General features: G+C 37.4%; 14 protein-coding genes, 4 tRNA genes and 1 CRISPR repeat array. Of the genes, 13 read left to right on the top strand and 5 right to left on the bottom strand.

Features of this window, described 5'->3' with window-relative positions:
* Positions 1-245 precede the first annotated feature (245 nt).
* Together purD and guaA are read left to right on the top strand one after the other, a co-directional pair.
* Positions 246-1,484, top strand: a complete 1,239-nt coding sequence (gene purD / locus HMPREF9699_RS10065; RefSeq protein ID WP_002664504.1) for a phosphoribosylamine--glycine ligase — start codon at positions 246-248, stop codon at positions 1,482-1,484.
* Between the two features lie 119 nt (positions 1,485-1,603).
* Complete coding sequence (guaA, locus tag HMPREF9699_RS10060; protein WP_002664503.1) at positions 1,604-3,133, top strand: glutamine-hydrolyzing GMP synthase; 1,530 nt, start codon at positions 1,604-1,606, stop codon at positions 3,131-3,133.
* A 328-nt stretch (positions 3,134-3,461) separates the two neighbouring features.
* Here guaA and HMPREF9699_RS10055 read toward each other — a convergent pair.
* Together HMPREF9699_RS10055 and HMPREF9699_RS10050 are read right to left on the bottom strand one after the other, a co-directional pair.
* Positions 3,462-3,533: transfer RNA gene (locus HMPREF9699_RS10055), tRNA-Glu, on the bottom strand.
* Between the two features lie 52 nt (positions 3,534-3,585).
* Positions 3,586-4,821, bottom strand: coding sequence for an N-acetylmuramoyl-L-alanine amidase family protein (locus HMPREF9699_RS10050; RefSeq protein WP_002664501.1), 1,236 nt, complete (start codon positions 4,819-4,821; stop codon positions 3,586-3,588).
* Between the two features lie 81 nt (positions 4,822-4,902).
* Between HMPREF9699_RS10050 and HMPREF9699_RS10045 the strand changes: the two genes are divergently transcribed.
* Positions 4,903-7,509 carry a putative LPS assembly protein LptD gene (locus HMPREF9699_RS10045; RefSeq protein ID WP_002664500.1) on the top strand — a complete coding sequence of 869 codons (2,607 nt, stop codon included), beginning with the start codon at positions 4,903-4,905 and terminating at the stop codon, positions 7,507-7,509.
* A gap of 104 nt (positions 7,510-7,613) precedes the next feature.
* A complete protein-coding gene (locus HMPREF9699_RS10040) occupies positions 7,614-8,369 on the top strand; it encodes an alpha/beta fold hydrolase (protein WP_002664499.1) in 756 nt (251 codons plus the stop codon).
* Between the two features lie 51 nt (positions 8,370-8,420).
* On the opposite strand, the gene HMPREF9699_RS10035 is transcribed toward HMPREF9699_RS10040, so the two are convergent.
* A complete protein-coding gene (locus HMPREF9699_RS10035) occupies positions 8,421-9,146 on the bottom strand; it encodes a hypothetical protein (protein WP_002664498.1) in 726 nt (241 codons plus the stop codon).
* Between the two features lie 55 nt (positions 9,147-9,201).
* Here HMPREF9699_RS10035 and HMPREF9699_RS10030 point away from each other — a divergent pair, with 55 nt between their 5' ends.
* The gene (locus tag HMPREF9699_RS10030) at positions 9,202-9,624 is read left to right on the top strand and encodes an RNA-binding S4 domain-containing protein (protein ID WP_002664496.1); all 423 of its coding nucleotides are present in this window, start codon (positions 9,202-9,204) and stop codon (positions 9,622-9,624) included.
* Here HMPREF9699_RS10030 and HMPREF9699_RS10025 read toward each other — a convergent pair.
* Positions 9,621-10,148, bottom strand: a complete 528-nt coding sequence (locus tag HMPREF9699_RS10025) for a shikimate kinase (RefSeq protein ID WP_002664495.1) — start codon at positions 10,146-10,148, stop codon at positions 9,621-9,623. The two genes, HMPREF9699_RS10030 and HMPREF9699_RS10025, sit on opposite strands and share 4 nt — an antisense overlap.
* A 95-nt stretch (positions 10,149-10,243) precedes the next feature.
* Between HMPREF9699_RS10025 and HMPREF9699_RS10020 the strand changes: the two genes are divergently transcribed.
* From HMPREF9699_RS10020 to HMPREF9699_RS10010, 3 genes are all read left to right on the top strand, one after another.
* A tRNA-Lys gene (locus HMPREF9699_RS10020) sits at positions 10,244-10,316 on the top strand.
* An 8-nt stretch (positions 10,317-10,324) separates the two neighbouring features.
* Positions 10,325-10,411, top strand: a tRNA-Leu gene (locus HMPREF9699_RS10015).
* A 7-nt stretch (positions 10,412-10,418) separates the two neighbouring features.
* Positions 10,419-10,491, top strand: a tRNA-Lys gene (locus HMPREF9699_RS10010).
* Positions 10,492-10,590: 99 nt separating this feature from the next.
* On the opposite strand, the gene HMPREF9699_RS10005 is transcribed toward HMPREF9699_RS10010, so the two are convergent.
* Complete coding sequence (locus tag HMPREF9699_RS10005) at positions 10,591-11,277, bottom strand: metal-dependent hydrolase (RefSeq protein ID WP_002664494.1); 687 nt, start codon at positions 11,275-11,277, stop codon at positions 10,591-10,593.
* Positions 11,278-11,409: 132 nt separating this feature from the next.
* Between HMPREF9699_RS10005 and csx27 the strand changes: the two genes are divergently transcribed.
* The 5 genes from csx27 (at position 11,410) to HMPREF9699_RS09980 (ending at position 24,760) form a co-directional block, all read left to right on the top strand.
* A complete protein-coding gene (gene csx27, locus HMPREF9699_RS10000; RefSeq protein WP_002664493.1) occupies positions 11,410-12,069 on the top strand; it encodes a type VI-B CRISPR accessory protein Csx27 in 660 nt (219 codons plus the stop codon).
* 9 nt (positions 12,070-12,078) lie between these two features.
* Complete coding sequence (cas13b, locus tag HMPREF9699_RS09995; protein ID WP_002664492.1) at positions 12,079-15,753, top strand: type VI-B CRISPR-associated RNA-guided ribonuclease Cas13b; 3,675 nt, start codon at positions 12,079-12,081, stop codon at positions 15,751-15,753.
* Positions 15,754-15,811: 58 nt separating this feature from the next.
* Positions 15,812-16,441: a CRISPR direct-repeat array (repeat unit 36 nt; unit sequence GTTGGAACTGCTCTCATTTTGGAGGGTAATCACAAC).
* 2,085 nt (positions 16,442-18,526) lie between these two features.
* Positions 18,527-21,385, top strand: coding sequence for an aminomethyl-transferring glycine dehydrogenase (gene gcvP / locus HMPREF9699_RS09990; protein WP_002664487.1), 2,859 nt, complete (start codon positions 18,527-18,529; stop codon positions 21,383-21,385).
* A 133-nt stretch (positions 21,386-21,518) separates the two neighbouring features.
* Positions 21,519-24,332, top strand: a complete 2,814-nt coding sequence (locus HMPREF9699_RS09985; protein ID WP_245946128.1) for a T9SS type A sorting domain-containing protein — start codon at positions 21,519-21,521, stop codon at positions 24,330-24,332.
* Positions 24,332-24,760 (top strand): hypothetical protein, encoded by a 429-nt coding sequence (locus HMPREF9699_RS09980; RefSeq protein WP_034985944.1) that lies wholly within the window; start codon positions 24,332-24,334, stop codon positions 24,758-24,760. The genes HMPREF9699_RS09985 and HMPREF9699_RS09980 overlap by 1 nt, the downstream gene beginning before the upstream one ends.
* Positions 24,761-25,356 lie beyond the last annotated feature (596 nt).

Raw genomic sequence — 25,356 nt, 5'->3', positions numbered from 1 at the left:
ACTTTGTCAAAGTACTAAGAACATTGACAAAGTACCCAAAAGGGTTCAATTCAACCTTCTTTATCAATTCATTTATAGATTTTTAATAAAAGAATTACGATACTTCATTTTTTTATTTTTCAATGGAGTTTAATGCCAAATAAGTAGAAATAGCTTCGATGAAAATTAGTATAAAAAAAAGTAAATAAACCACGAAAATTCAGTATTTTTGCATGAAAGTTAATCAGAATAAATATTAAATAGATATGAGAGTACTCATTGTAGGTGAAGGAGGGAGAGAATCCGCTCTCGCTGCCAAGCTAAATTCAGATAGCCGTGTTTCAGAAATGTATTTCGCAAAAGGAAATGCTACTACCAGTAAGTTCGGGAAAAATATTTACGAAAATGATATCATCAAACTTCGTGATTTTGCCATCAAAGAAAAAATAGACCTTACCATTGTAGGTCCAGAAGCTCCTTTAGTAGAAGGTATTGTAGATGAATTTCAGGCACATGGTCTTAAAGTTTTCGGGCCAAGATCTAGAGCAGCGAAATTAGAAGGAAGCAAGGCGTTTTCTAAAAAATTCATGCAAACCTATAATGTGAAAACAGCCAACGCGGTGGTTTTTGATTCTTATGAATTTGCAAAGGAGCATATCGCCAAGAGAACATATCCTATCGTAATCAAAGCCAGTGGACTGGCAGGAGGAAAAGGAGTGGTTATTTGTGAAGATCATGCAGAGGCAGAGGCTACATTGGAAAACTTTATGATTCGTAGAATCTATGGTGATGCAGGTATCCAAGTGATTATTGAAGATTATTTAGAAGGCTTTGAAGCATCAGTAATCGCTTTCTCTAATGGAGAAAAGTTTTTCCCTTGTTTGCCGGTGAAAGATTATAAGAAAGTAGGAAACGGAGATACAGGAGCCAATACTGGTGGAATGGGAAGTGTAGCACCAAGTCCTGAATTTCAAGATATGCACGCCTATGATTTCCATAAAAATATTCTTGAGCCTACATTAGCAGGGCTGAAAGCAGAAAACTTACAGTTTAAAGGAATGATTTTCTTTGGACTGATGGTTACCAAAAATGGCTGCCATCTTTTAGAGTACAATATGCGTTTTGGGGATCCTGAAACACAGTCTATCATGGCATTATTAGAAAATGATTTATTAGATGTCATTGAAGATTGTTTAGAGGGGAAAGAGGTAGAGCTTAAGTTTAAAGATGAAAAGGCGGTAACCCTTGTCATGTGCTCCGGAGGATATCCAGGAACTATTCAGACGGATTTGGTTATCAGTGGCACAGATAAAGTAAAACATTCTCAGTTGCTTTACGCGGGAGCTACCAATAGTGGAGATGAAGTAGTAACATCAGGAGGAAGAGTACTGAATCTTGTGGCTACAGGAGCTACCTACGAAGAGGCAAGAAGGAAAGTGTATGAAGATGCACAAGTGGTAAAATTTGATTACGCTTTCTACCGAGAAGACATCGGGAAATTTTAAATAAGCAATAGGCGGTGAGCAATAAGCTATAGGCAGAATGCAAACCGCTTTTTTGTTTTTTCAGTCTTTCAATCTTTTAATTTTTTAATCTTTCAATCTTTTAAATATTCAACTATTCTATGCAAAACGGAATTATCATATTAGACTTTGGCTCTCAGTACAATCAGTTGATTGGTAGGAGAATTCGCGAGATGGAGGTGTACTCGGAAATCATTCCTTTTAACACTCCATTGGAAGATATTTTAGCTAAAAAACCAGCAGGGATTATCCTTTCTGGAGGGCCAAGTTCAGTAAATGCAGAGGATGCTCATTTGGTAGAAAAAACGCTTTTCGAGGCAGGAGTTCCTGTATTGGGAATTTGTTACGGGATGCAGCTCACGGCACATCTTTTAGGAGGAAAAGTAACCAAAGGCGAAAAAGGAGAGTATGGAAAGGCAGAATTGGAAATAGTGAAAACCAATGCTCTTTTCCAAAATGTATCTGAAAAATCTACCGTATGGATGAGCCATTTCGATGAGGTTTCCGAAGTCCCAGCAGGTTTTGAGGTTTCGGCGAAGAGTGGCGTTATCGCTGCAATGGCAAATGAAGATAAAAAAATCTATGCCGTACAATTTCACCCCGAAGTTACCCACTCCGAAGAAGGAGCAAAGATGCTGGAAAATTTCGTTACTCATATTTGTAAAGCGGAGAAAAACTGGAAACTGACAGGTTATATAGAAAGAACCGTAGCCGAAATTAAGGAAAAGGTAGGAAAAGAAAAGGTGATTCTTGGACTCTCGGGAGGGGTAGATTCTTCGGTAGCGGCAGTGCTCATTCATAAAGCTATAGGTGATCAGCTGACTTGTATTTTTGTGGATACAGGGCTTCTTCGTAAAGACGAAGGTAAAAAAGTGATGGAAAACTACGGGGAGCATTTCAATATGAATATTAAAATGGTAGATGCTTCCGAGAGGTTTTTATCTAAACTAAAAGGCATCTCAGATCCTGAGCAGAAAAGAAAAATCATCGGTAATGAATTTGTAGCCGTATTCGATGAAGAATCTCATAAAATGGAAGGGGCTAAGTTTTTGGCTCAAGGCACTATTTATCCAGATGTAATAGAAAGTCAGTCGGTAAAAGGGCCTTCAGCGGTGATTAAATCGCACCATAATGTAGGAGGGTTACCCGAGGAAATGAAGCTGGAATTGCTAGAACCTTTGCGTGAACTTTTCAAAGATGAGGTGAGAAAAGTGGGCGAAGAGTTGGGGATTCCACATCATTTGGTGTACAGACATCCGTTTCCAGGGCCTGGTTTGGGTATCCGTGTTTTAGGGGAAGTGGATGCTGAAAAGGTAAGAATTTTACAAGAAGCAGATGATATTTTCATCGAAGAATTGTATAAAAACGACCTTTATGAAAAGGTATCTCAGGCTTTCGTGGTTTTACTTCCTGTAAAATCTGTAGGTGTGATGGGCGATGAAAGAACCTATGAGTACACCGCAGTGGTGCGTTCTGCCAATACTATTGACTTTATGACGGCCACTTGGAGTAAACTGCCATACGAGTTTTTGGAACTGGTATCCAACCGTATCATCAACGAGGTGAAAGGCATCAACCGCGTGGCATACGATATTTCTAGCAAACCCCCTGCAACCATTGAATGGGAGTAATCGAATAATGCTAATAATAAAAATCACTCTATTTAGAGTGATTTTTTTGTATAACTAACAGTGACTTCAGAAAAAAGAGTATTTGGAATAATAGAGGGCTAATTAAAATTCATTTTCTTTCTTGAGTTTTTTGTTTTTTAGTCTTCTTCTATTTCTGCTTTGTAATTGTATTCTTGATATCTTATAAAAGGAAAATGTTTTGAAATCGTCCTAGGATTCGGAAAATTTATGACGGATAAGAAGTGGTTTTTATAATCAGGTTAAGCCAATTTGGGGAGATTATTGGATATGTAGAAAAAACCACCTCAATTTGAGGTGGTTTTTTTAGTAGCCTATAGGGGAATCGAACCCCTGTTGCAAGAATGAAAATCTTGAGTCCTAACCACTAGACGAATAGGCCGTTTTTGAGACTGCAAATATAATGAAATATTTTAATGTCCCAAAAATATTTTTTATTTTTTTTGTATAGCGGTGTTTTTGATGCCTTTTTCAGCCAATTCTTCTTGAATTTTGATGGCTTCCTCTAGTGTTTTTGCTTTGCCATAGGTGTAATAAAATACGCCGTTTACTTTTTCTCTTTGTACATCTTTTAGTGTTTTCAGTATATAGCTGTCATTTTTCAGTCGGTCTGCTCCTACATACACCTCTATGGTATAGTAGGAATAGGCAAGTGATTGATTAGGCATAAAGCTGATGGCTGAGGCGTTTCTAAATCCTGCATCTTTGGCGGTTTTAAGATTGGCATCACGGATAGACCCAAAATTCGTTTTACCAAAGTAGTATTTATAGAATTTGCCTTCTTTTATCACCAATACATTGCTGAGTCCTTTCAGTGCTGGGTCTCCGTAGTTTATTTTATTAGGAGTGCTCATGAGCCAAATTCTGAATTCATTTTTGAGAGCCACTTCCTTTGGTTTTTCGGGTTCTTTTGCTTTGGCGGAATAGCCCATTTTTTTGTCCCATGCAGTTTTATAAGATAAAATGGCATTCACTATACTTTCTGCTATTTCTTTTTGTCCTTTTTCGGATGCCAAGTACCTTGCTTCTTCAGGGTTACTTACAAAGCCAGTTTCTATCAATACAGAAGGTCTAGCGTTCATACGAAGTACATGGAGATTTTGTTGTTTTACGCCTCTGGAAAATCTGCCGTCTTTTTTTACGAAATTTTCTTCCACAAGTCCCCCTAAGAGTAAGCTGCTTTCTAGATATTTACTCTGCTGAAGTTTCAGTGCGATGAGTGATTCAGGAGAAGTAGGGTCATAGCTTCCGAAAGTTGCTTTGTCTTTTTCATCTAAGTAGATTACAGAGTTTTCCGCTTTCGCTACTTCTAGATTGGCTTTGTTTTGGTCAGGGCCTTGTACGAAGGTTTCTGTGCCAAATGGAGCACTTTTAGTAGTAGCATTCACATGTACCGAGACGAAAAGGTCCGCTTTACTTCTATTGGCTAAGTTGGTTCGTTCTAAAAGAGAAGGGAATACATCTGTTTTTCTCGTGTAGATGACTTTAAAATCTTTATTTTTTTCCAACACAGCTCCTACGCGGAGTACCACTGCCAGAGTAACATCTTTTTCGGCTACTAGACCTATATCATCATACTTTCGGTATGCACCCCAGTCGGACCCACCATGTCCTGCGTCTAAGACGATGATGAATTTTTTTTGAGCAAAAAGCCCTACTGAAAAGAGCATGAGTATTAGGAAAGTGATTTTTTGTAATCTATGGATGTAAATCATGATTCTATCTAAAATTTTGTTTAATTTTGACCCCTGATGAGGAATTGTACAATAGAAATATCGGTCAAAAATAAATTACTATTTCTAATTATCCTAATTTTTAACGCTTTTTTAGGAAAATTTGTAGGACAAGAAATACAGAAAATTCCTAAAAAAGAGGTTGCTGGTACGCTAAAAAAAGATACGGTAATTACGCTTCAGGAGGAGCAGCTGACAGATATTCTGAGGACCAAAGCAGACTCAGAGCGGAATGATTTTGCTAATAAAATGACTTATCTCCTCGGTAATGCACAGATTACTTATCAAGATATGCAGATTGATGCAGACTATATCCGTATAGACCATCAGAAAAATCTTATTTATGCGAGAGGCAAGGTAGATGATAAGGGGAATGTAATAGCTTCTGCAGTAGCCAATCAGGGAGGCAAGAAGTACGAGTATCGGGATTTTGAGTATAATTTCAAGACCAAACAGGCCATTGCTTATAACGCTCGTACGGAAGAAAATGAAGGGGTAATTATCGCTGCAAAAACGAAGAAGTATAATGACTCCGTCTTTCATATGAGGAGGGGAATGTTTACCACAGACCAATATTTTCTAGAGAAAAAAGATTCTTTGGCAGACTATCATTTGATGGCAAAAGATATAAAACTTCTGAAAGGGAAAAATAGTACTTCCATAGTTACAGGACCTATACAGATGTATATAGAGCAAGTTCCTACACCCCTCATTATGCCTTTTGCTATTCTTCCTTTTTCCGAAAAAAGATCCGCAGGGATACTTATTCCTAGTTTTGGAGAGAGGCAAGATGTAGGATTTTTTCTGAACGGATTAGGATATTACCAGCCTATTGGTAAACACTTTGACCTGAAAATTCTTGCCGATGTTTATACTAAAGGTAGCTTTAACTTGAGACCTGAACTGAATTATCTCAAGAAATATAAGTACAGTGGTGCTTTTACAGCAGATATAGGACATACTGTGGTGGGAATAAAAGGATTAGATAGTTATAATAAAACCGCTACCTATAGAATCAGCTGGAGACACTCCCAAGATGCCAAAGCCAATCCACTTCTTACTTTTAATGCCTCGGTGGATATCGTTTCTTCTAAGTTTTATAATAATACTATTAATAATAATTACATTTTCAATCAAAATGTACTGAACACACAGCAGAATTCCAGTATCAGTTTAACCAAAAGATTTCTCACACTTCCCGTAACTATTACAGCCAATGCAAATTATGGGCAAAACTTCCAAACGGGAACTACGGACTTAAGATTGCCTACGGTGAATGTAGCGGTAGCTCAGTTTTACCTTTTTAAACCTAAAACGGGAGTAAGGCAAGGGCTTTTAGAGAATATTAATGTGAATACTTCATTGAGTTTTAATAATTATGTTAATTTGAACCAAGGGGAAATATTCACTCCCGTGATGTGGGAAAAGATGCAAACGGGGCTTCAAGCACCCATTTCTTTACAAACCAATTCTACCATTGCTAAGTATTTCACATTCTCCCTTTCGGCAAATATAGAAAATGCCATGACCACGAAAACCGTGAGAAAACACTATAATCCGATGACCAATCAGATAGAAACTACGGTCAATAGAAAAGTAGCAGGGTTTTCTACTTTTGGCTTTGGAGCAAGCCTTCAGACCACCCTTTATGGAATGAAAATGTTTTCTAAAAATGCTACCATCAGAGGAATTCGGCACATGATGAGCCCAAGTATAGGGTTTAATTATAGACCTGATTTTGGGAAACCAGAGTTCGGCTATTATAGAATGTTCCAAGATGCTAACGGGCTCCCTACCGCATATTCTATTTTTGAGGGGGGGATTGTAGGAACACCATCTATGGGGGTACAGGGAAGCCTTACCTATTCTATTAATAATAATATAGAGATGAAAGTAGCTTCTAAAAAAGATTCTACTGGAGTGAGGAAGATAAAAATATTTGAAGCACTCAATATCTCAGGGAGCTATAATTTTGCTGCGGAGAAACATCGTTTTTCTACGATTAATATCAGTGGACAAACCAGCCTTTTAGAAAATAAATTGAGAATTAATTCCAGCCTTATTATTGACCCTTATAGAACGAATATAGAAAATAATCAGCTCATCCGTACCGAGAAAATAGGGCAGTTTGGAGTACAATCCTTTGGGATGCAGCTTTCTTTCCCGATGAATAATGAAACCTTCAACCCTAAAAGAGAAACTGATTTGTCTAAAAAATACAAGACTAAAGGAGAAATTCGGAATGAGAAATACTATTTTGATGAGGATAACTATGCTCAGTTTACCCAAAGCTGGACACTGAATGTGAATGCAAATTATGGCTATACCCGAAGCATTATCCCAGAAAATAGACATTTGGCAACGGTCAGCTTAGACGGAACGCTGGCATTGACTCCCTATTGGAATATCAATGGAAGTATTCATTATGATTTTATTTCTAAGAGTTTTCAGATGCCAAGAATAGGCTTTGCAAGAGACCAAAGAAGTTTTACCATTCATTTTAATTGGGTGCCTTTTGGGCAGTATAAAGTATATGATTTCTTCATAGGAATCAAAGCCAATATTTTAAGTGATGCACTAAAATATAAGCAAGTAACACCACCGATTAATAATGCTCCTTTTTAGTAGAAAAGAAAATGAAAGAGGTGCTATAAGTATCTGAATGAAGCAGCCTGAGAGTGCTTAAGATGATAAAAAAGAGATTGTACAATACTTGATTTTTAATAAAAATGTTACACTATACAAAAATAGGAACAGGAAATGAAGCACTGGTATTGCTTCATGGGTTTATGGAAAATAATACCATCTGGCAAGAGATGGAGCCGCTATTAAAAGATAAATTTTCTTTGATTAAAATAGATTTACCGGGGCATGGTAAATCACCAAACCAAGCTTCTGTGCATACTATGGAAATGATGGCAGAGGCGGTAAAGGAAGTAGTACAGAGTGAAAATATAGCACAGTTTCACCTTTTGGGACATTCTATGGGGGGATATGTTAGTTTGGCTTATGCTGAAAAATATGCGGAAGATTTGAAGAGCTTAACTTTGTTTTTCTCTACATTTTTAGAAGATTCTGAGGAGAAAAAGGAAATGAGAAAGAAAAGTTTTCGCGTAGTAAGGGAAAGTATGAATACCTACATTAATGCAGGGGTTCCACTGTTATTTAGTGCTTTAGAAAGAAAAAAACTGGAATCTAAAATTACTTTGGCTAAAGAAATAGCCCTCTCTACAGCACCAGAAAATGTAATCGCAGCATTGGAAGGAATGATGCTCAGACCCAATCGGCTTTCAGTAGTGGATACATTGAAAGGAAAAGTGATGTTCATCCTTGGGAAGCATGATAATGCGGTAAATGCCTCTGAGGTGATGAAGCAAATACCGATGAAAGAAAATATTAAAACCTATATTTTAGACTGTGGGCATAATGGACATTGGGAAAAGCCAATAGTGTGTAGTTCAATATTAATAGAGGAATTAAGTTAAAAAAAATCCCCTTGTGCATACACAAGGGGAATATTTATTGTAATAATGGTACTATCTTGCTTGGCTTTTGTACACTTGGAAATTAAATACCACACTTCTATCATACATATTATAGGTTGTGTAAGGATAGTGGGCATCACGGGCGAAAGCCGCTCTGGACGGAACGATGATTACCCCCTGTAGCTGAGGAAATTCATCATCTGATTTATTAAACGCTTGGAAATGCTGTAATGCTTCTGAAAATCCTTCGATTTCAAAAAAAGACTTATCGTAAGATTTACCTTTGGTGGTGTTGTATTGGTCAATAAAACTTTTCGGTGCAAAGAAATATTTCGGATCTACCTCTATTTCCCCTGATTCTAAACCACTTTGGAATATAATGTCTTCTCCGAATCTTCCTCCTTTTTCTGTTTTGTTGGATTTATAAGATACTGCTCTTCCCATAAGACGAATCACGCTATCTGAATGAATAGGTGTACCATTATTAGGCTGAGCATTGGGTCTTAGGATATAGTAAGTTCCATTAGAAAGCTGTTTAGGATTCAGGTCAGCCAGTTTTGTAAAGTGGTCATCAGAAGGGTCATTGTCCTTAAACATTTTAATCACTCCGTTATCATCCATATATCGGGTTTCTAAGAAGTGGGTCATCGCCTCGTTGTCCAGTTGGTTTCTTTCTTGTATGCTTATTTGTTCAGTTACGGTGTTATCATCTTTATCTCTATTGCACGAAAAAGCCAATAAAGAAATGGCAGCGGTGTATAAGAAAATTTTTTTCATTGTTAAATAAATAGTAAATTGCTTCCAGTTATTGGGACAAATGTAATTAAAAATAATGAGAATAGACAAATTTCTTTGGAGCGTACGGGTGTACAAAACCCGAAGCATTGCTGCAGATGAGATAAAAAAGAATAGGGTAATTATCGGTGAATCAGCAGTAAAGGCTTCTCGGGAGGTGAAAGTGGGGGAGGTGATTAAGATAAAAAAGAATACCATTACCTTCACCATAAAGGTAGAAAAAATCCCCAAAAGTAGAGTAGGGGCAAAACTGGTGGCAGAGCATATCATAGACCTTACCGATGCCAAAGAATATGAAATGCTCAAGATGAAGAAAGCACAGCAAAACTATTATAGACAAAAAGGAGAGGGAAGACCTACTAAAAAAGACCGTAGAGATATCTATGACTTTGTACAGCAAGGCGAAACCGATTGGGAGGCTTTCTTCGAAGATGACCAAGACGAAATGGACGAAGATTAAGTATAATCTTGCCTGAAGATTTTCTCTTTAATTTCTAAAGTGATTTCTTCGGGCGTTTTTCCATCGGTGATAATGGTGGTCTGTGCCTGAGTGTAGAAAATATTTCTTTCGAAAAGATGTTTTGCTATAAATTCGGGGAGCTCTTCATCAGAGATTCTGGAGATGAGGGGTCTTTTATTCTTGTTGAGTAAAAGGTTTCGGGTAAGTGTGGAGACGCTTGCTTGGAGGAAAACGGTATGCGTGGAAGAATTCAGCAGTTCCATATTATTGTAATAACATGGTGTGCCTCCTCCTACGCTCAGAATGAGATTTTCATGGGTGGCTAGTATTTCTTCTAATATTTCTTTTTCCTGTCTTCGGAAGTAAAGTTCACCTTTTGTTTCGAAAATCTGACCTATACTTCTGTTGTTTCTCTTAGAAATTTCAAAATCTGTATCTATAATGGGTAAATTGATTTCTTTGGATAGTTGACTGGCTATCAGTGATTTTCCGCTTCCCATATATCCGATAAGGGTAATAATCATGTAAAAATTTTTCACAAATTTGAAGAAAAATTTTGAGAATAGAAAAAATATCGTATCTTTGCACCACTTTAAAACGGAGGATATCTGTTTTAGGAGACTCGGTAGCTCAGCTGGTAGAGCAATACACTTTTAATGTATGGGTCCTGGGTTCGAATCCCAGCCGAGTCACAACAATAGCCTGTGTGGTGAAATTGGTAGACACGCCATCTTGAGGGGGTGGTATCCTTAAGGATGTGCTGGTTCGAGTCCAGTCGCAGGCACCAAAAAACCGACTCGGTAGCTCAGCTGGTAGAGCAATACACTTTTAATGTATGGGTCCTGGGTTCGAATCCCAGCCGAGTCACAAGTTTACTGTGTTAGTAAATTTTTTTTTCATATTAATATTTTGTGATTTGGTGTTCAGAAGCCTTCCATTTTGGAGGGCTTCTGGATTTTTATTCGTTTATGAAGTGAGGGCTATTCTTTCCCCTACTTCAGGAAGGGTAAGTGTAATGTCTTTTTGTTCAAAAACTTCTTTCGCCCATGCGTGATGAATACGAATAGGAGGGAAAGTATCAAAATGACAACCGATGACTTTTGTAGTTTTTAGCAGTTCTTTAGCGGCAATACTCGCTTGCTGTGCATCCATTGTATAGTGCCCGCCTATAGGTAAGATGGCTTCCGTAATGGTGCCAAAAAGGGTAGGGAAGAGTTTCATATCTGCCATTACTCCTGTGTCTCCTGCAAGGTACACGCATTTTTCGTTGAATTGAAGCATGTATCCACTTGCCGTTCCGCCATAGCTTCCATCAGGAAAAGAGTTGGTGTGGTGTGCAGGAACCATGGTGATTTTGAGGTCTTCTACCATTGTGCTTCCACCGATATTTAAGTCGATATTTTTAGAGTGTCCGAAGTGTCCACAGATTTCGGGTTGACCGATAATGGTAGCTTCAGGATGATGCTGTAATACCTCCTTTACATCGGCGGTATGGTCACCGTGAGCGTGCGTGATAAGTACAAAATCAATCTTTGACTTCGTAATGTCAAAGCCCGATTTTTCCTTTTGAAAATTGTAGAAAGGATCCGTAAGGATATTCTTTCCTTTGTACTGAATAAGAAAGCAATTTTGCCCAAGAAATTGTATGTCCATAAATATGTTAATTGTTTCACAAATGTACTTTATTTTATCGGAATAATGGAAAATTTAAGGTGTAAGAACTTCAAAATTCAATGGAATTATTGTAATCAATAGTTATATTTGTAGAATTATAATTTTTAGTTTATGGACAGATTATCTATTTACGAATTGCTCTCCTTTGTAGTTCCGGGAGTCATTATGATTGAGCTGATAAATTTTTCAGCGGAATATGTTTTTGGGAAAGCCCCACTCATTACAGCAGGAAACCTTAGCGACGGTCTGTTGTTTTTTGCCATTGCCCTATTTATAGGATGCTTGATTCATATCATCACATTTTGGTTGATAAAGAGAAAGTGGTATAAGAAATTGGCTTGTACGCCTATGGACAAAATGAAAAATGACGAGTACATCACTGAAATTCTTCCTGATTTGAAAGAAATTTACAGAACAAATAAAGGAATTTCGGTAACAGAAAATATCAGTAATGGAAGTGTCTTTGATACAGCGTATTATTATTTAGAGGCACAAGGCAAAATATCCCAAGCAAAAAATTTTCAGAGTATTTATTTCTTGTTTCGGAACATCGTAACGCTTTCGTTATTTGTACTTCCCGTGAGTGTTATCTTTTTATTAGCATCCTTTTTTATGAATGATTGTTCGCTGAGTGAGAAAATCATTACAATTATTATAGGAACCTTCGTTCTAGGTGGATTATCATCGGTTATAGCCCAATGGTTTCGGGTAAAAATGACAGACAGAATTTTCGGACTTTACTATGCAGAATTAACACACAATAAAAAATAAAAACGAACTATGGAAAACAAAACATCTTTGGGGAATAATATTTATTACAACCCTTTTAAACCACAAGATAAATCGTATTTTGCGGGTTATTTCAATGCAGCAATGGAAAATACAGATAGTGTATTTAGAGAATTGGGAAAAAGATTAAAAGGTAAAGAGTACACTTCGGAGAATTTTTTTGATGCTATCTTTAAGGAAAATATTTCATTAGTGGAATACGAAAGGTATGTGAAATTGCTTTCTGATTATTTCCCTATGGCTCGTCTTTTGGATAAAAAAGAAGTTCCTATAAAAGAACGAAAAGAAAATTTTAAAAAGAATTTTAAAGGCATTATAAAAGCCGTAAGAGATTTAAGAAACTTTTATACGCATAAGGAACACGGAGAGGTAGAAATTACAGATGAAATATTTGGCGTATTGGATGAGATGCTGAAAAGCACGGTTTTAACGGTAAAAAAGAAAAAAGTAAAAACCGATAAAACAAAAGAAATCCTGAAAAAAAGCATAGAAAAACAATTGGATATTTTATGCCAAAAGAAATTAGAATATCTAAGAGACACAGCAAGAAAAATAGAGGAGAAGCGTAGAAATCAAAGAGAAAGAGGAGAGAAAGAATTGGTAGCTCCATTCAAATACAGTGATAAAAGGGATGATTTAATAGCAGCGATTTATAATGATGCTTTTGATGTTTATATCGATAAGAAAAAAGATAGCCTAAAAGAATCCAGCAAAGCAAAGTACAATACCAAAAGTGATCCTCAGCAAGAAGAAGGCGATTTGAAAATTCCAATTTCGAAAAACGGAGTAGTCTTCCTGCTTTCTTTGTTTCTCACCAAACAAGAAATACACGCATTCAAATCTAAAATAGCAGGGTTTAAGGCTACGGTTATCGATGAAGCAACGGTATCTGAAGCAACGGTGAGCCATGGAAAAAACAGCATTTGTTTTATGGCTACGCACGAAATTTTCTCGCATTTGGCTTACAAAAAATTGAAACGAAAAGTGAGAACGGCTGAAATCAACTATGGTGAGGCAGAAAATGCTGAACAGCTTTCCGTTTATGCCAAAGAAACTCTAATGATGCAGATGCTTGATGAATTGAGCAAAGTACCCGATGTGGTCTATCAGAATTTGAGCGAAGATGTACAAAAAACTTTCATCGAAGATTGGAATGAATACCTAAAAGAGAACAATGGCGATGTAGGGACAATGGAAGAAGAGCAGGTAATTCATCCAGTGATTCGCAAGCGTTACGAAGATAAATTCAATTATTTTGCCATTCGATTTTTAGATGAGTTTGCTCAGTTCCCTACGCTTCGTTTTCAAGTGCATTTAGGGAATTATCTTCACGATTCTCGCCCTAAAGAAAATCTGATTTCTGACCGAAGAATAAAAGAAAAAATCACCGTTTTCGGAAGGCTTTCGGAATTGGAACATAAAAAAGCATTGTTTATAAAAAATACCGAAACCAATGAAGATAGAGAACACTATTGGGAAATTTTTCCTAACCCCAATTATGATTTTCCTAAGGAAAATATTTCCGTTAATGATAAAGATTTTCCTATCGCGGGTAGTATTTTGGACAGAGAGAAACAGCCTGTCGCAGGGAAAATTGGTATAAAAGTGAAATTGCTTAACCAACAATATGTTTCAGAAGTAGATAAAGCCGTAAAAGCCCATCAGCTCAAGCAAAGAAAAGCCAGCAAGCCGTCTATCCAGAACATTATAGAAGAAATAGTGCCAATCAATGAAAGCAATCCAAAAGAAGCTATTGTTTTCGGTGGGCAACCCACGGCTTATCTGAGTATGAATGACATTCATTCCATTTTGTATGAGTTTTTCGATAAATGGGAGAAAAAGAAAGAAAAGTTAGAAAAGAAAGGTGAAAAAGAATTAAGAAAGGAAATTGGAAAAGAGTTAGAAAAGAAAATCGTAGGAAAAATTCAAGCTCAAATCCAGCAAATCATAGATAAAGATACCAATGCCAAGATATTAAAACCTTATCAAGACGGAAATTCTACTGCTATTGATAAAGAGAAATTGATAAAAGATTTGAAGCAAGAGCAAAACATTCTACAAAAATTAAAAGATGAACAAACGGTTCGTGAAAAAGAATATAATGATTTTATTGCTTATCAAGATAAAAATAGGGAGATAAATAAAGTCAGAGATAGAAATCATAAACAATATTTAAAAGATAACCTTAAACGAAAGTACCCTGAAGCTCCTGCACGAAAAGAAGTTCTTTATTATCGAGAAAAAGGAAAAGTAGCGGTTTGGTTGGCGAATGACATCAAACGCTTTATGCCTACCGATTTCAAAAACGAATGGAAAGGGGAGCAACACAGCTTGTTACAAAAATCGTTGGCGTATTATGAGCAATGTAAAGAGGAGTTGAAAAATCTTTTGCCTGAAAAAGTATTTCAGCATTTACCTTTTAAGTTGGGAGGATATTTTCAACAAAAATATTTGTACCAATTTTACACTTGTTATTTAGATAAACGGTTGGAATACATCAGTGGGTTGGTGCAACAAGCCGAAAACTTTAAATCCGAAAATAAAGTCTTCAAAAAGGTAGAAAATGAGTGTTTTAAATTTTTGAAAAAACAAAATTATACTCACAAAGAATTAGATGCTCGGGTTCAGTCTATATTGGGGTATCCTATCTTTTTAGAGCGGGGCTTTATGGATGAAAAACCTACGATAATCAAAGGAAAAACTTTTAAAGGAAATGAAGCTCTTTTTGCCGATTGGTTTAGGTATTACAAGGAATATCAGAATTTTCAGACATTTTATGATACTGAAAATTATCCGCTTGTAGAATTGGAAAAAAAACAAGCAGACCGAAAACGAAAAACTAAAATCTACCAACAAAAGAAAAACGATGTGTTTACACTTTTGATGGCAAAACATATTTTCAAATCGGTATTCAAGCAGGATAGCATCGATCAGTTTTCGTTAGAAGATTTGTATCAATCTCGGGAGGAACGCTTAGGAAATCAGGAGAGAGCCAGACAAACGGGCGAGCGAAATACTAACTATATTTGGAACAAAACCGTTGATTTAAAGTTGTGTGACGGAAAAATTACGGTAGAAAATGTAAAGCTAAAAAATGTAGGAGATTTCATAAAATATGAATACGACCAAAGGGTTCAAGCTTTCTTAAAATATGAGGAAAATATAGAATGGCAGGCGTTTCTAATCAAAGAGAGTAAGGAAGAGGAAAATTATCCGTATGTGGTGGAAAGAGAAATAGAGCAATATGAAAAAGTGAGAAGGGAAGAACTGTTGAAGGAAGTCCACCTTATAGAGGAATATATTTTGGAAAAGGTAAAAGATAAGGAAATATTAAAAAAAGGGGATAATCAAAATTTCAAATACTACATTCTCAACGGACTTTTAAAGCAACTTAAAAATGAAGATGTGGAGAGCTATAAGGTATTCAACTTAAATACTGAACCTGAAGATGTGAACATTAACCAACTAAAACAAGAAGCAACCGATTTAGAACAAAAAGCTTTTGTTTTAACCTATATTCGTAATAAATTTGCACACAACCAATTACCTAAAAAAGAATTTTGGGACTATTGTCAAGAAAAATACGGCAAAATAGAAAAAGAAAAAACCTATGCCGAGTATTTTGCTGAGGTATTTAAAAAGGAAAAAGAAGCACTGATAAAGTAAAATATAGGATATTACACTCCTGATAGACAGTTTTATACACTCATTTTTTAGCATTGAGGTTGGAACTGCTCTCATTTTGGAGGGTAATCACAACAATAGATAAAAAAGGGTTTAAAAAATGAAAGTTGGAACTGCTCTCATTTTGGAGGGTAATCACAACGAATTGGGTTATAATGCGGTACGAAATCACGTTGGAACTGCTCTCATTTTGGAGGGTAATCACAACATTTTATAAGAGGGGTAGGAGACTTAGGTTGTTGGAACTGCTCTCATTTTGGAGGGTAATCACAACCAGCATTTCTTCCTTAGAAAGGTTTGGTTTGTTGGAACTGCTCTCATTTTGGAGGGTAATCACAACTCCAAAACCATAATATCCGAAGCATACATAGTTGGAACTGCTCTCATTTTGGAGGGTAATCACAACACAGGAGCTCGTACATATAGAACTTCAGTAGTTGGAACTGCTCTCATTTTGGAGGGTAATCACAACTAAGGGGATGCCCGCCAATCTACCGAGAAGGTTGGAACTGCTCTCATTTTGGAGGGTAATCACAACTATGTAGGAGCTGTCAATTTTTAACGGGATGTTGGAACTGCTCTCATGTTGGAGGGTAATCACAACATTTTTGCACCAGGAGATTTACTAGTCCTAGTTGGAACTGCTCTCATGTTGGAGGGTAATCACAACTAATAGATGGCGAGATAACTCTCTCCCAACGTTGGAACTGCTCTCATTTTATTCGTGAAGTTTTTATTTGTTTTTAAAGGAACTCATGAATGCAAAGCATTTGGAGGGTAATCACAACTGTCGGAGGGATATAATAACAGAAGAGCTAGTTGGAACTGCTCTCATTTTATTCGTGAGTTTTTATTGTTTTTTCAAAGGAACTCATGAATGCAAAGCATTTGGAGGGTAATCACAACTAAGTCGGGATTAGATTTTCTTTGAAAATCGTTGGAACTGCTCTCATTTTATTCGTGAAGTTTTTATTTGTTTTCAAAGGAACTCATGAATACAGAGTATTTGGAGGGTAATAACAACACCACTTAGGACATTCCCATGCAGCAACACGTTGGAACTGCTCTCATTTTATTCGTGAGTTTTTATTGTTTTTTCAAAGGAACTCATGAATGCAAAGCATTTGGAGGGTAATCACAACTAAGTCGGGATTAGATTTTCTTTGAAAATCGTTGGAACTGCTCTCATTTTATTCGTGAAGTTTTTATTTGTTTTCAAAGGAACTCATGAATACAGAGTATTTGGAGGGTAATAACAACACCACTTAGGACATTCCCATGCAGCAACACGTTGGAACTGCTCTCATTTTATTCGTGAGTTTTTATTGTTTTTTCAAAGGAACTCATGAATGCAAAGCATTTGGAGGGTAATCACAACTCTACTGTAAATTGTTGGAGAGATGGTATAGTTGGAACTGCTCTCATGTTGGAGGGTAATAACAACCCTTTTTTTTGAGTATCGTATTCTCTAACGGTTGGAACTGCTCTCATTTTATTCGTGAGTTTTTTATTTGTTTTCAAAGGAACTCATGAATGCAAAGCATTTGGAGGGTAATCACAACTATATTCATAACTAATCCATCTGCGATATTGTTGGAACTGCTCTCATTTTATTCGTGAGTCTTTATTGTTTTTCAAAGGAACTCATGAATGCAAAGCATTTGGAGGGTAATCACAACAGGGAAAATGGAGTTTCTAGAATATGATGAGTTGGAACTGCTCTCATTTTGGAGAGTAATCACAACTGTGCTACGATCGTTGGATCGTAAAGTCTTGTTGGAACTGCTCTCATTTTATTCGTGAGTCTTTATTGTTTTTCAAAGGAACTCATGAATGCAAAGCATTTGGAGGGTAATAACAACAGGTCATATTCATACGACTTTCTACATTCCGTTGGAACTGCTCTCATTTTATTCGTGAGTTTTTTATTTGTTTTTAAAGGAACTCATGAATGCAAAGCGTTTGGAGGGTAATAACAACACACTCTATCAATATCTTCAATGAAAAGAAGTTGGAACTGCTCTCATTTTATTCGTGAGTTTTTTATTTGTTTTTAAAGGAACTCATGAATACAGAGTATTTGGAGGGTAATAACAACAGGTATGGAGAAGATAAGTTCCAAAAAGAAGTTGGAACTGCTCTCATTTTATTCGTGACTTTTTATTTGTTTTTTCAAAGGAACTCATGAATACGAAGTATTTGGAGGGTAATCACAACTATTATGTAATTACCAGCACTTAATCTCTCGTTGGAACTGCTCTCATTTTATTCGTGAGTTTTTATTGTTTTTTCAAAGGAACTCATGAATGCAAAGCATTTGGAGGGTAATAACAACGCCCTGTAGCATCGTGAGGATTTCGTAAGTGTTGGAACTGCTCTCATTTTATTCGTGAAGTTTTATTTGTTTTTCAAAGGAACTCATGAATGCAAAGCATTTGGAGGGTAATCACAACTTTTTCCTTGATGAAGAAGTGGTGTATCAAGTTGGAACTGCTCTCATGTTGGAGGGTAATCACAACGGTATTTCATCAGCCAAAGCATATAGCGGTGTTGGAACTGCTCTCATGTTGGAGGGTAATCACAACTTCATGTAGGTTTTACACAGAAGGATATTTTGTTGAGAAACTATAAGCTCCCCTCCTTCGGAGGGGCTGGGGGAGGAATGTGCTTAACAGCTAACAGCCAATAGTTAATTATTTTGCTCATCTTTTTTACAATTCGTACCTTTACGGAAAATTAGATTACATAAAATTCTATGAATACTACTCAATTTGTGAATCGTCATATTTCATTGAATGAAAATGACAAAAATGCGATGCTCAGCAAGATAGGTGTGGCATCTGTGGAAGAACTTTTAGAACAAACCATTCCTTCGGCTATTCGTTTGGAGAAAGATTTAGAGCTTTCGGCACCTCTGTCAGAATTTGAGATGCTTCAGCATTCTAAGAATTTATCTCAGAAAAATGCTCAGTATGATAACTATATCGGTTTCGGATACCATGGCACCATCTTACCGCCAGTAATTCAAAGAAATATTTTCGAAAATCCAAGTTGGTACACGGCATATACGCCTTATCAAGCGGAAATTGCCCAGGGGAGATTAGAGGCTTTGCTTAACTATCAGACCATTGTAGCCAGTCTCACAGGCTTTGCATTGGCAAATGCTTCCCTCCTCGATGAAGGAACTGCCGCTTCCGAAGCGATGAATATGTTCTTTGCCAATAGAACCAAAGAGCAGAAAAAAGCAGAAGTAAATAAATTCTTCGTTTCAGATTGGGTATTGCCACAAACCATTGCGGTGCTAAAGACCAAAGCAGATGGTTTAGGAATAGAAATAGTAATCGGTAATCATGAGACTGTACAGTTAGATGATGCTTTCTTTGGGGCGTTGCTTCAGTATCCAGGGAAAAATGGAGCGGTGGTAGATTATACTTCTATCATTGCAAATTATAAAAATAATAATGTACAGGTGGCAGTAGCTTGTGACCCATTGGCATTGGTAAAGCTAAAATCTCCAGCTGAAATGGGTGCCGACTGTGCCGTGGGAACTACACAGAGATTCGGTATTCCAATGGGATTTGGTGGGCCTCACGCTGCATTTTTTGCTTGTAAAGATTCGTACAAGAGAGATATTCCAGGGCGTATCATAGGCGTTTCCCAAGATATGTACGGAAAGAGAGCACTCCGTATGGCACTACAAACCAGAGAACAGCACATCAAAAGAGAAAAAGCTACTTCTAATATCTGTACCGCCCAAGTGTTATTGGCCGTAATGGCTTCTATGTATGTGGTATATCACGGGCCTAAAGGTTTGGAGTTCATCGCAAATCAAATTAATTATAAAGTAAATGCCCTTTCTAAAGGTTTAGGAGCATTGGGCTATCAGGTGGCTGAAGAGCCTTCTTTTGATACGGTGAAAATTTTCGTCCATGAAGATGAAAAAATGGACATCAGAAGAATAATGGAGGGCAGAAAAATAAACCTTAATTATTTTACCGAAGGGGTAATTAGCGTTTCTATCAATGAAACTTCTACTTTAGACAAACTTAATGAACTGATGGATGCCTTTGCTTCTTTTAAGCAAAAACAAGCATTCAAATTGGTACTGAATGAGGAGCTTACACTTCCTGCTGAAGTATTGAGAACAGATGAAATTCTTACCGAAGAGGTATTTAACTCTTATCATACCGAAACGGAACTGATGAGATATATCAAAATGCTGGAAAGAAAAGACCTTTCGCTTACGCACTCCATGATTTCTTTAGGTTCTTGTACCATGAAACTCAATGCCGCTGCAGAGATGTTGCCTCTTTCTTGGTCAGAATGGGGAAGCGTACATCCATTTGTACCAGTAGCTCAGGCACAAGGGTATATAGAAATGCTCAAAGAATTAGAAAAAGATTTGGCAAAAATCACAGGCTTTGCAGGAACTTCACTCCAGCCGAACTCGGGAGCTCAAGGAGAATATGCAGGGCTTATGGTCATCAGAGAGTATCACAAAGCCAATGGGCAAGGGCATAGAAACATCGTCCTCATTCCACAGTCGGCACACGGTACCAATCCAGCATCTGCAGTGATGGCAGGGATGAAAGTGGTAGTGGTAAAAAATCTAGAAAACGGAGAAATTGATTTTGAAGATTTAAAAGCAAAAGCAGAGCAGCACAGCGAAAATCTTTCGGCGGCCATGATTACCTATCCATCTACTTATGGTTTCTTTGATGCCAATATCCGTGAAATTACAGAACTCATCCATCAACATGGCGGACAGGTGTATATGGATGGAGCCAATATGAATGCTCAGGTAGGATTTACCAGTCCAGGGAACATCGGGGCAGATGTTTGTCACCTCAATTTACATAAGACTTTTGCCATCCCTCACGGAGGTGGAGGGCCTGGTGTAGGGCCTATCTGTGTGGCAGAGCATCTCGTTCCTTTCTTACCAAGTAACCCAAATATCGCTACTGGAGGAAGTAATGCTATTGATGCCATTTCTTCAGCACCTTACGGCTCGGCGTTGGTGTGCAATATTTCTTATGCTTATATTAAAATGCTCGGAAATGAGGGGCTTAAAAAAGCAACAGAACATGCGATACTTAATGCCAACTACCTCAAAGAAAGATTAGCAGAGCATTATCCTATCTTGTATGCGAATGCCAACGGTAGAGTAGCACATGAATGTATCGTGGATTTCCGTCAGTACAAAGCAGCAGGAATAGAAGTGGGGGATGTAGCGAAGAGATTAATGGACTATGGCTTCCACGCACCTACGGTGTCTTTCCCAGTGGCAGGAACCCTCATGATAGAGCCTACAGAATCTGAAAGTAAAGCAGAGATAGATAGATTTGCAGACGCTCTAATTAGCATCAAGCAGGAGATTGAAGAAATAGTAGCAGGAAAAGTGGATGCTAAAAATAATGTAATGAAAAATGCACCACATACAGAGCAGGTACTTCTTTCGGATACTTGGGACAAGCCGTACAGCCGTGAAAAAGCAGCTTATCCTTTAGATTGGGTGAGAGAGAATAAATTCTTCGCTTCTGTATCTAGAGTAGATGATGCGTATGGAGATAGAAACCTTATCTGTACTTGTGCACCAATAGAAGCGTATGTGTAGATAGATTTAAAAATTAAAAGATTTAAATTATTAAAAGTTAAAAGGTTTTCAGAAAATGAGTTCGACAGTAATGTTGAGCTCATTTTTATTGAATGAAATATCATTATATTTGCTATCAATATTTAATAATAAAATGAATAAAATAATTACTTCTATCCTCATGGTAGGAATGGTGGCTGGAGTTGCAGCACAAGTGGAAACAGAACAGCAAAAGACACTGAAAAAACTTCAAGAACATTATCAAAGGCATGATGCCAAGGTGAAAAGTGTATTAGAGAGAAAAGCCGATGAGCTGATGAGCCCTCCAGATAGATACTATATGGAAGACTATAAAAGAACCATGGATCCTATTACGGGGGTTACCTATTTTTCTGAATTAGCGAAAGTAAAAACAGAAATAGAAAGAGGAAAATACGCCCCAAAAGCAGGATTAAAATTGCTTAATGCAGGAAATTTTACTGATAGAGGATTTGATCAGCCTTGGGTGGAAAGAGGGCCTTATGCCGTAGGAGGAAGAATTAGAGCCATTGCTTATGACCCTAATGACCCTGCAGGAAGAAGAGCTTTTGCTGGAAGTGCTACGGGAGGACTTTGGGTAAACCAAGACCCCGCAGATGCTAATAATGAGTGGACACCTCTGAGTACTTTTTGGGCGAGTACTTCTATTCACTGTATAGCCTTTGACCCGAATAATCCGCAAACCATGTATGTGGGAACAGGAGAAGTGGAAACGGGAGATGGCTTAGGCTCTGGAATTTGGAAATCTACCGATGCAGGACAAACTTGGCAACAGATTTTTACTATTCCTGCTACTTACTCCAATACAGTAAGAAATGGTAATTTCTTCGTGAACGATATCAAAATCAGAAATGTAAATGGTACTTCTGAAATCTTCGTAGGAGTAAGTGGAGGCTACTCCGAAGGATGGCAAGGATTGTATCAGTCAGGGTTATATGTTTCTACCGATGGTGGAAATACTTTCACTAAAAACGATAATTTTAATATTGTTAATCCCAATACCAATGCCCCTTCTAACATCGGATATTCTGTTCAGCAAATAGAAATAGGAGCAGATAATTCTGTATGGGTGAGTACAAGGGCTTCTAGATTTTCTAATCTTCCTTCTGGGGGTAAGATTTTTAAATCTACCGATGGGGTCAATTTTACCCAAGTATATACCAATGGAAATGGAAATGCTAGAGTGAACTTTACCATCTCTCCACAAAATCCTAATGTAGTCTATGCTTTGATGCAAGGGGTATCTCAAGCAGAGCCCGTAAGAATAGCTAAAACTACTGATGGAGGTACTACATGGAACCATAGTGGAGAAGGCACGGGAGTGGTTACATTACCTGTGGATGCAGATAATGGTATTCCCAATAATGACTTTACCAGAGGGCAGCATTTCTATGATTTGGTAATTAAAGTGGACCCGAATGACCAAAATACAGTCTATGCAGGGGGAATAGATACTTTTAAATCTACCAATGGAGGACAATCTTGGACGCAGATTACTAAATGGTCTAATAATAACAATCTCGTGGGACTTAATATCCCAGTGATTCATGCAGACCAGCATGTCATAGAGTTTAATCCTTCGAATACCAATGAAATGCTCATCGGGAATGATGGAGGAATGTATTATGTGCCTAATAAAAATAATTTCCAAGGAGGAAGTAGTGCTGTGAAGAGGAATAACCGCCTGAATGTTACACAGATTTATAGAGCGGCACTTAACCCTACCAAAACTACGAATAACGAAGAGTTATCTGCAGGAGCTCAGGATAATGGAAGTTTTTGGCTTTCCACTCCAAGTTTGGCTCAAGCCAATTTCTTGACTCATTACCCTTCTACAAGTGGTGATGGAGGCTACACAGATTATGATGACCAAGATGAATACCTCATTACCAGCTATGTGTTCAATTCTCACTATAAGATTTTTACCCAAGGAAATACGCTGGTAGCTAGAAATCTCATCACAAGTCCAAATGATAGAAATATGGGGCATTTTATCAATGAAATGGCACTGGACAGAACCAATGATATCATGTACTCTTACAGAAGTGGACTTTCTATTTTTGTAGTGCCTAATGTGTTACAAGGAAATGGAACACAGACTGCACCGTTTATCAATCGTGTTTTGACTTTAGCTACGGCACAGCAAAGTGAGCAGATTACTCATCTTAAAGCCTCTCCATACTCAGCTGTGGGAAGTTCTACACTTTATGCAGGAACCAACCAAGGGAGAATCATCAGAGTGGCAGATGGCGGTGGTACTAATCCTACCTTTACGGTACTTAATACGCCAGGTATTGGCTCCATTTCAGATATTGAGTTTGGAACAGATGAGCAGCATATCATCGTTACGATGACCAATTATAATATTAATAATATTTACTATACTACCGATGGTGGAAATAATTGGCTTCAGAAAGATGGAAATTTGCCAGATATGCCTGTGAGAACGGCATTGGTAAATGCTGAAGATGCAGATGAAGTAATCATAGGTACAGAAATGGGAATCTGGGGAACGAATAACTTTACCAGTCCGAACCCTATTTGGGCTCAATATGCGAGTAATCTAGGCAATGTAAGGGTAACCGATTTAGACTATAGACCATCCACCAGAACAGTATTGGCAGCTACCTATGGTAGAGGAGTATGGACCACCCAAAACTCTACACTTTCTACCAGTGAAGAAGTGAATAAGAGCAGATTGCGTTCTGTGTATCCTAACCCTTCCAGAGGGAACCTGAATGTCCGTTTGCCAGAAGGTGTACATTCAGCTACGGTAAAAATGTTTGATGCTTCAGGAAAACTAGTGTACACGAATCATCAAGTGAAGAATATGGAAGAGTTCTATGTACAGCTGGCAAAAGGAGCATATATGCTTACCGTGGAGAAAGATGGTAAACAATTATTTAGTACCTCTGTAATTATCAGATAATGAAAATAATGATATATACCATGATGATGGCATTAGGAGTTGGCTGTGCGAGTATTCGCACAGCGAGCTCTTTTTTAGATGTGCTTTCATCCACCTATTATATTCGTCATGGAGGGGTGCAAGGAGCGAAGACTTATCATTACGCTCTAGAAATCCACCCAAAGAAAGATGATGCAAAGCAGTTTTCAGACTTTGAATTGCATTTCGGTACGCTGAAAGTACCTATGCAAATGAGTAGTGATGCAGGAAAGAATATACATCTTACAGGTCTATATTCGGTATCTGCAGATTTTCCATCTGTGGAGGAAAATCATGCACATGATGAGAAAAAAGCCGTGCTTCATTACAAAAAATCGGGAAAACCTATCCATATTCCTATTACATTTACCCTTTTCGAAGGAAACCCAAACGAAGAGATGTACCCTTAATAGGTTTTTAGCGAATAGGCGATTGAAATCTAAAAGACTTAAAAATCCAAGAAATAAAAAGAAAAGAGAAGTGATTGTTTTCTTGTTTAAAAGGCTTCTGGCTTTTGACAGTTAGCTTTTTCTAACCTCTAAATTCTAATTTCCAACATCTAATTTCTAAAAGCAGTAGGCAGGAAGCAATGTGAAGGAGGCTTTCGGTTGCTAGCAGTTGGCTTCTAACTTTTTAGCCTTTTAGCTTTCTAGCTTCCAAATTCTAAAATCATTATACATTCTACTTTGTACATTATACAATCTCTAATCTTCAACATCTAAAATTTGTGTCTTGTACCACTTATAAAAAAACTTTTTGTGTATTAGAAAACTTTATCTATCTTTGCCTCGTTATGTTACACACAATCAACACATATAAAAATACTGAAAAAAAGTGGGCCAAAAATTTGGTCAATTCAAATGATTGTGTAAACACACACACACACACACACACACACACACACACACACACACACACACTTACCTTCGCTAAGTGTATATAAATATGCGTGTGTACGCGGAATCTATAAAAAAAATCTAGAGCGAGCAAATATCGGATATTTTAA

This window comes from Bergeyella zoohelcum ATCC 43767, from assembly GCF_000301075.1.
GTDB classification, from domain to species: domain Bacteria; phylum Bacteroidota; class Bacteroidia; order Flavobacteriales; family Weeksellaceae; genus Bergeyella; species Bergeyella zoohelcum.
This window is presented reverse-complemented; position numbering and strand designations above follow the sequence as displayed.

Bases quoted from the DNA above. Each gene is read 5' to 3' on its own strand.
- purD (WP_002664504.1), top strand. From the start codon at position 246: ATGAGAGTACTCATTGTAGGTGAAGGAGGGAGAGAATCCGCTCTCGCT.
- guaA (WP_002664503.1), top strand. From the start codon at position 1,604: ATGCAAAACGGAATTATCATATTAGACTTTGGCTCTCAGTACAATCAG.
- HMPREF9699_RS10050 (WP_002664501.1), bottom strand. From the start codon at position 4,821: ATGCTCTTTTCAGTAGGGCTTTTTGCTCAAAAAAAATTCATCATCGTC.
- HMPREF9699_RS10045 (WP_002664500.1), top strand. From the start codon at position 4,903: ATGAGGAATTGTACAATAGAAATATCGGTCAAAAATAAATTACTATTT.
- HMPREF9699_RS10040 (WP_002664499.1), top strand. From the start codon at position 7,614: ATGTTACACTATACAAAAATAGGAACAGGAAATGAAGCACTGGTATTG.
- HMPREF9699_RS10035 (WP_002664498.1), bottom strand. From the start codon at position 9,146: ATGAAAAAAATTTTCTTATACACCGCTGCCATTTCTTTATTGGCTTTT.
- HMPREF9699_RS10030 (WP_002664496.1), top strand. From the start codon at position 9,202: ATGAGAATAGACAAATTTCTTTGGAGCGTACGGGTGTACAAAACCCGA.
- HMPREF9699_RS10025 (WP_002664495.1), bottom strand. From the start codon at position 10,148: ATGATTATTACCCTTATCGGATATATGGGAAGCGGAAAATCACTGATA.
- HMPREF9699_RS10005 (WP_002664494.1), bottom strand. From the start codon at position 11,277: ATGGACATACAATTTCTTGGGCAAAATTGCTTTCTTATTCAGTACAAA.
- csx27 (WP_002664493.1), top strand. From the start codon at position 11,410: ATGGACAGATTATCTATTTACGAATTGCTCTCCTTTGTAGTTCCGGGA.
- cas13b (WP_002664492.1), top strand. From the start codon at position 12,079: ATGGAAAACAAAACATCTTTGGGGAATAATATTTATTACAACCCTTTT.
- gcvP (WP_002664487.1), top strand. From the start codon at position 18,527: ATGAATACTACTCAATTTGTGAATCGTCATATTTCATTGAATGAAAAT.
- HMPREF9699_RS09985 (WP_245946128.1), top strand. From the start codon at position 21,519: ATGAATAAAATAATTACTTCTATCCTCATGGTAGGAATGGTGGCTGGA.
- HMPREF9699_RS09980 (WP_034985944.1), top strand. From the start codon at position 24,332: ATGAAAATAATGATATATACCATGATGATGGCATTAGGAGTTGGCTGT.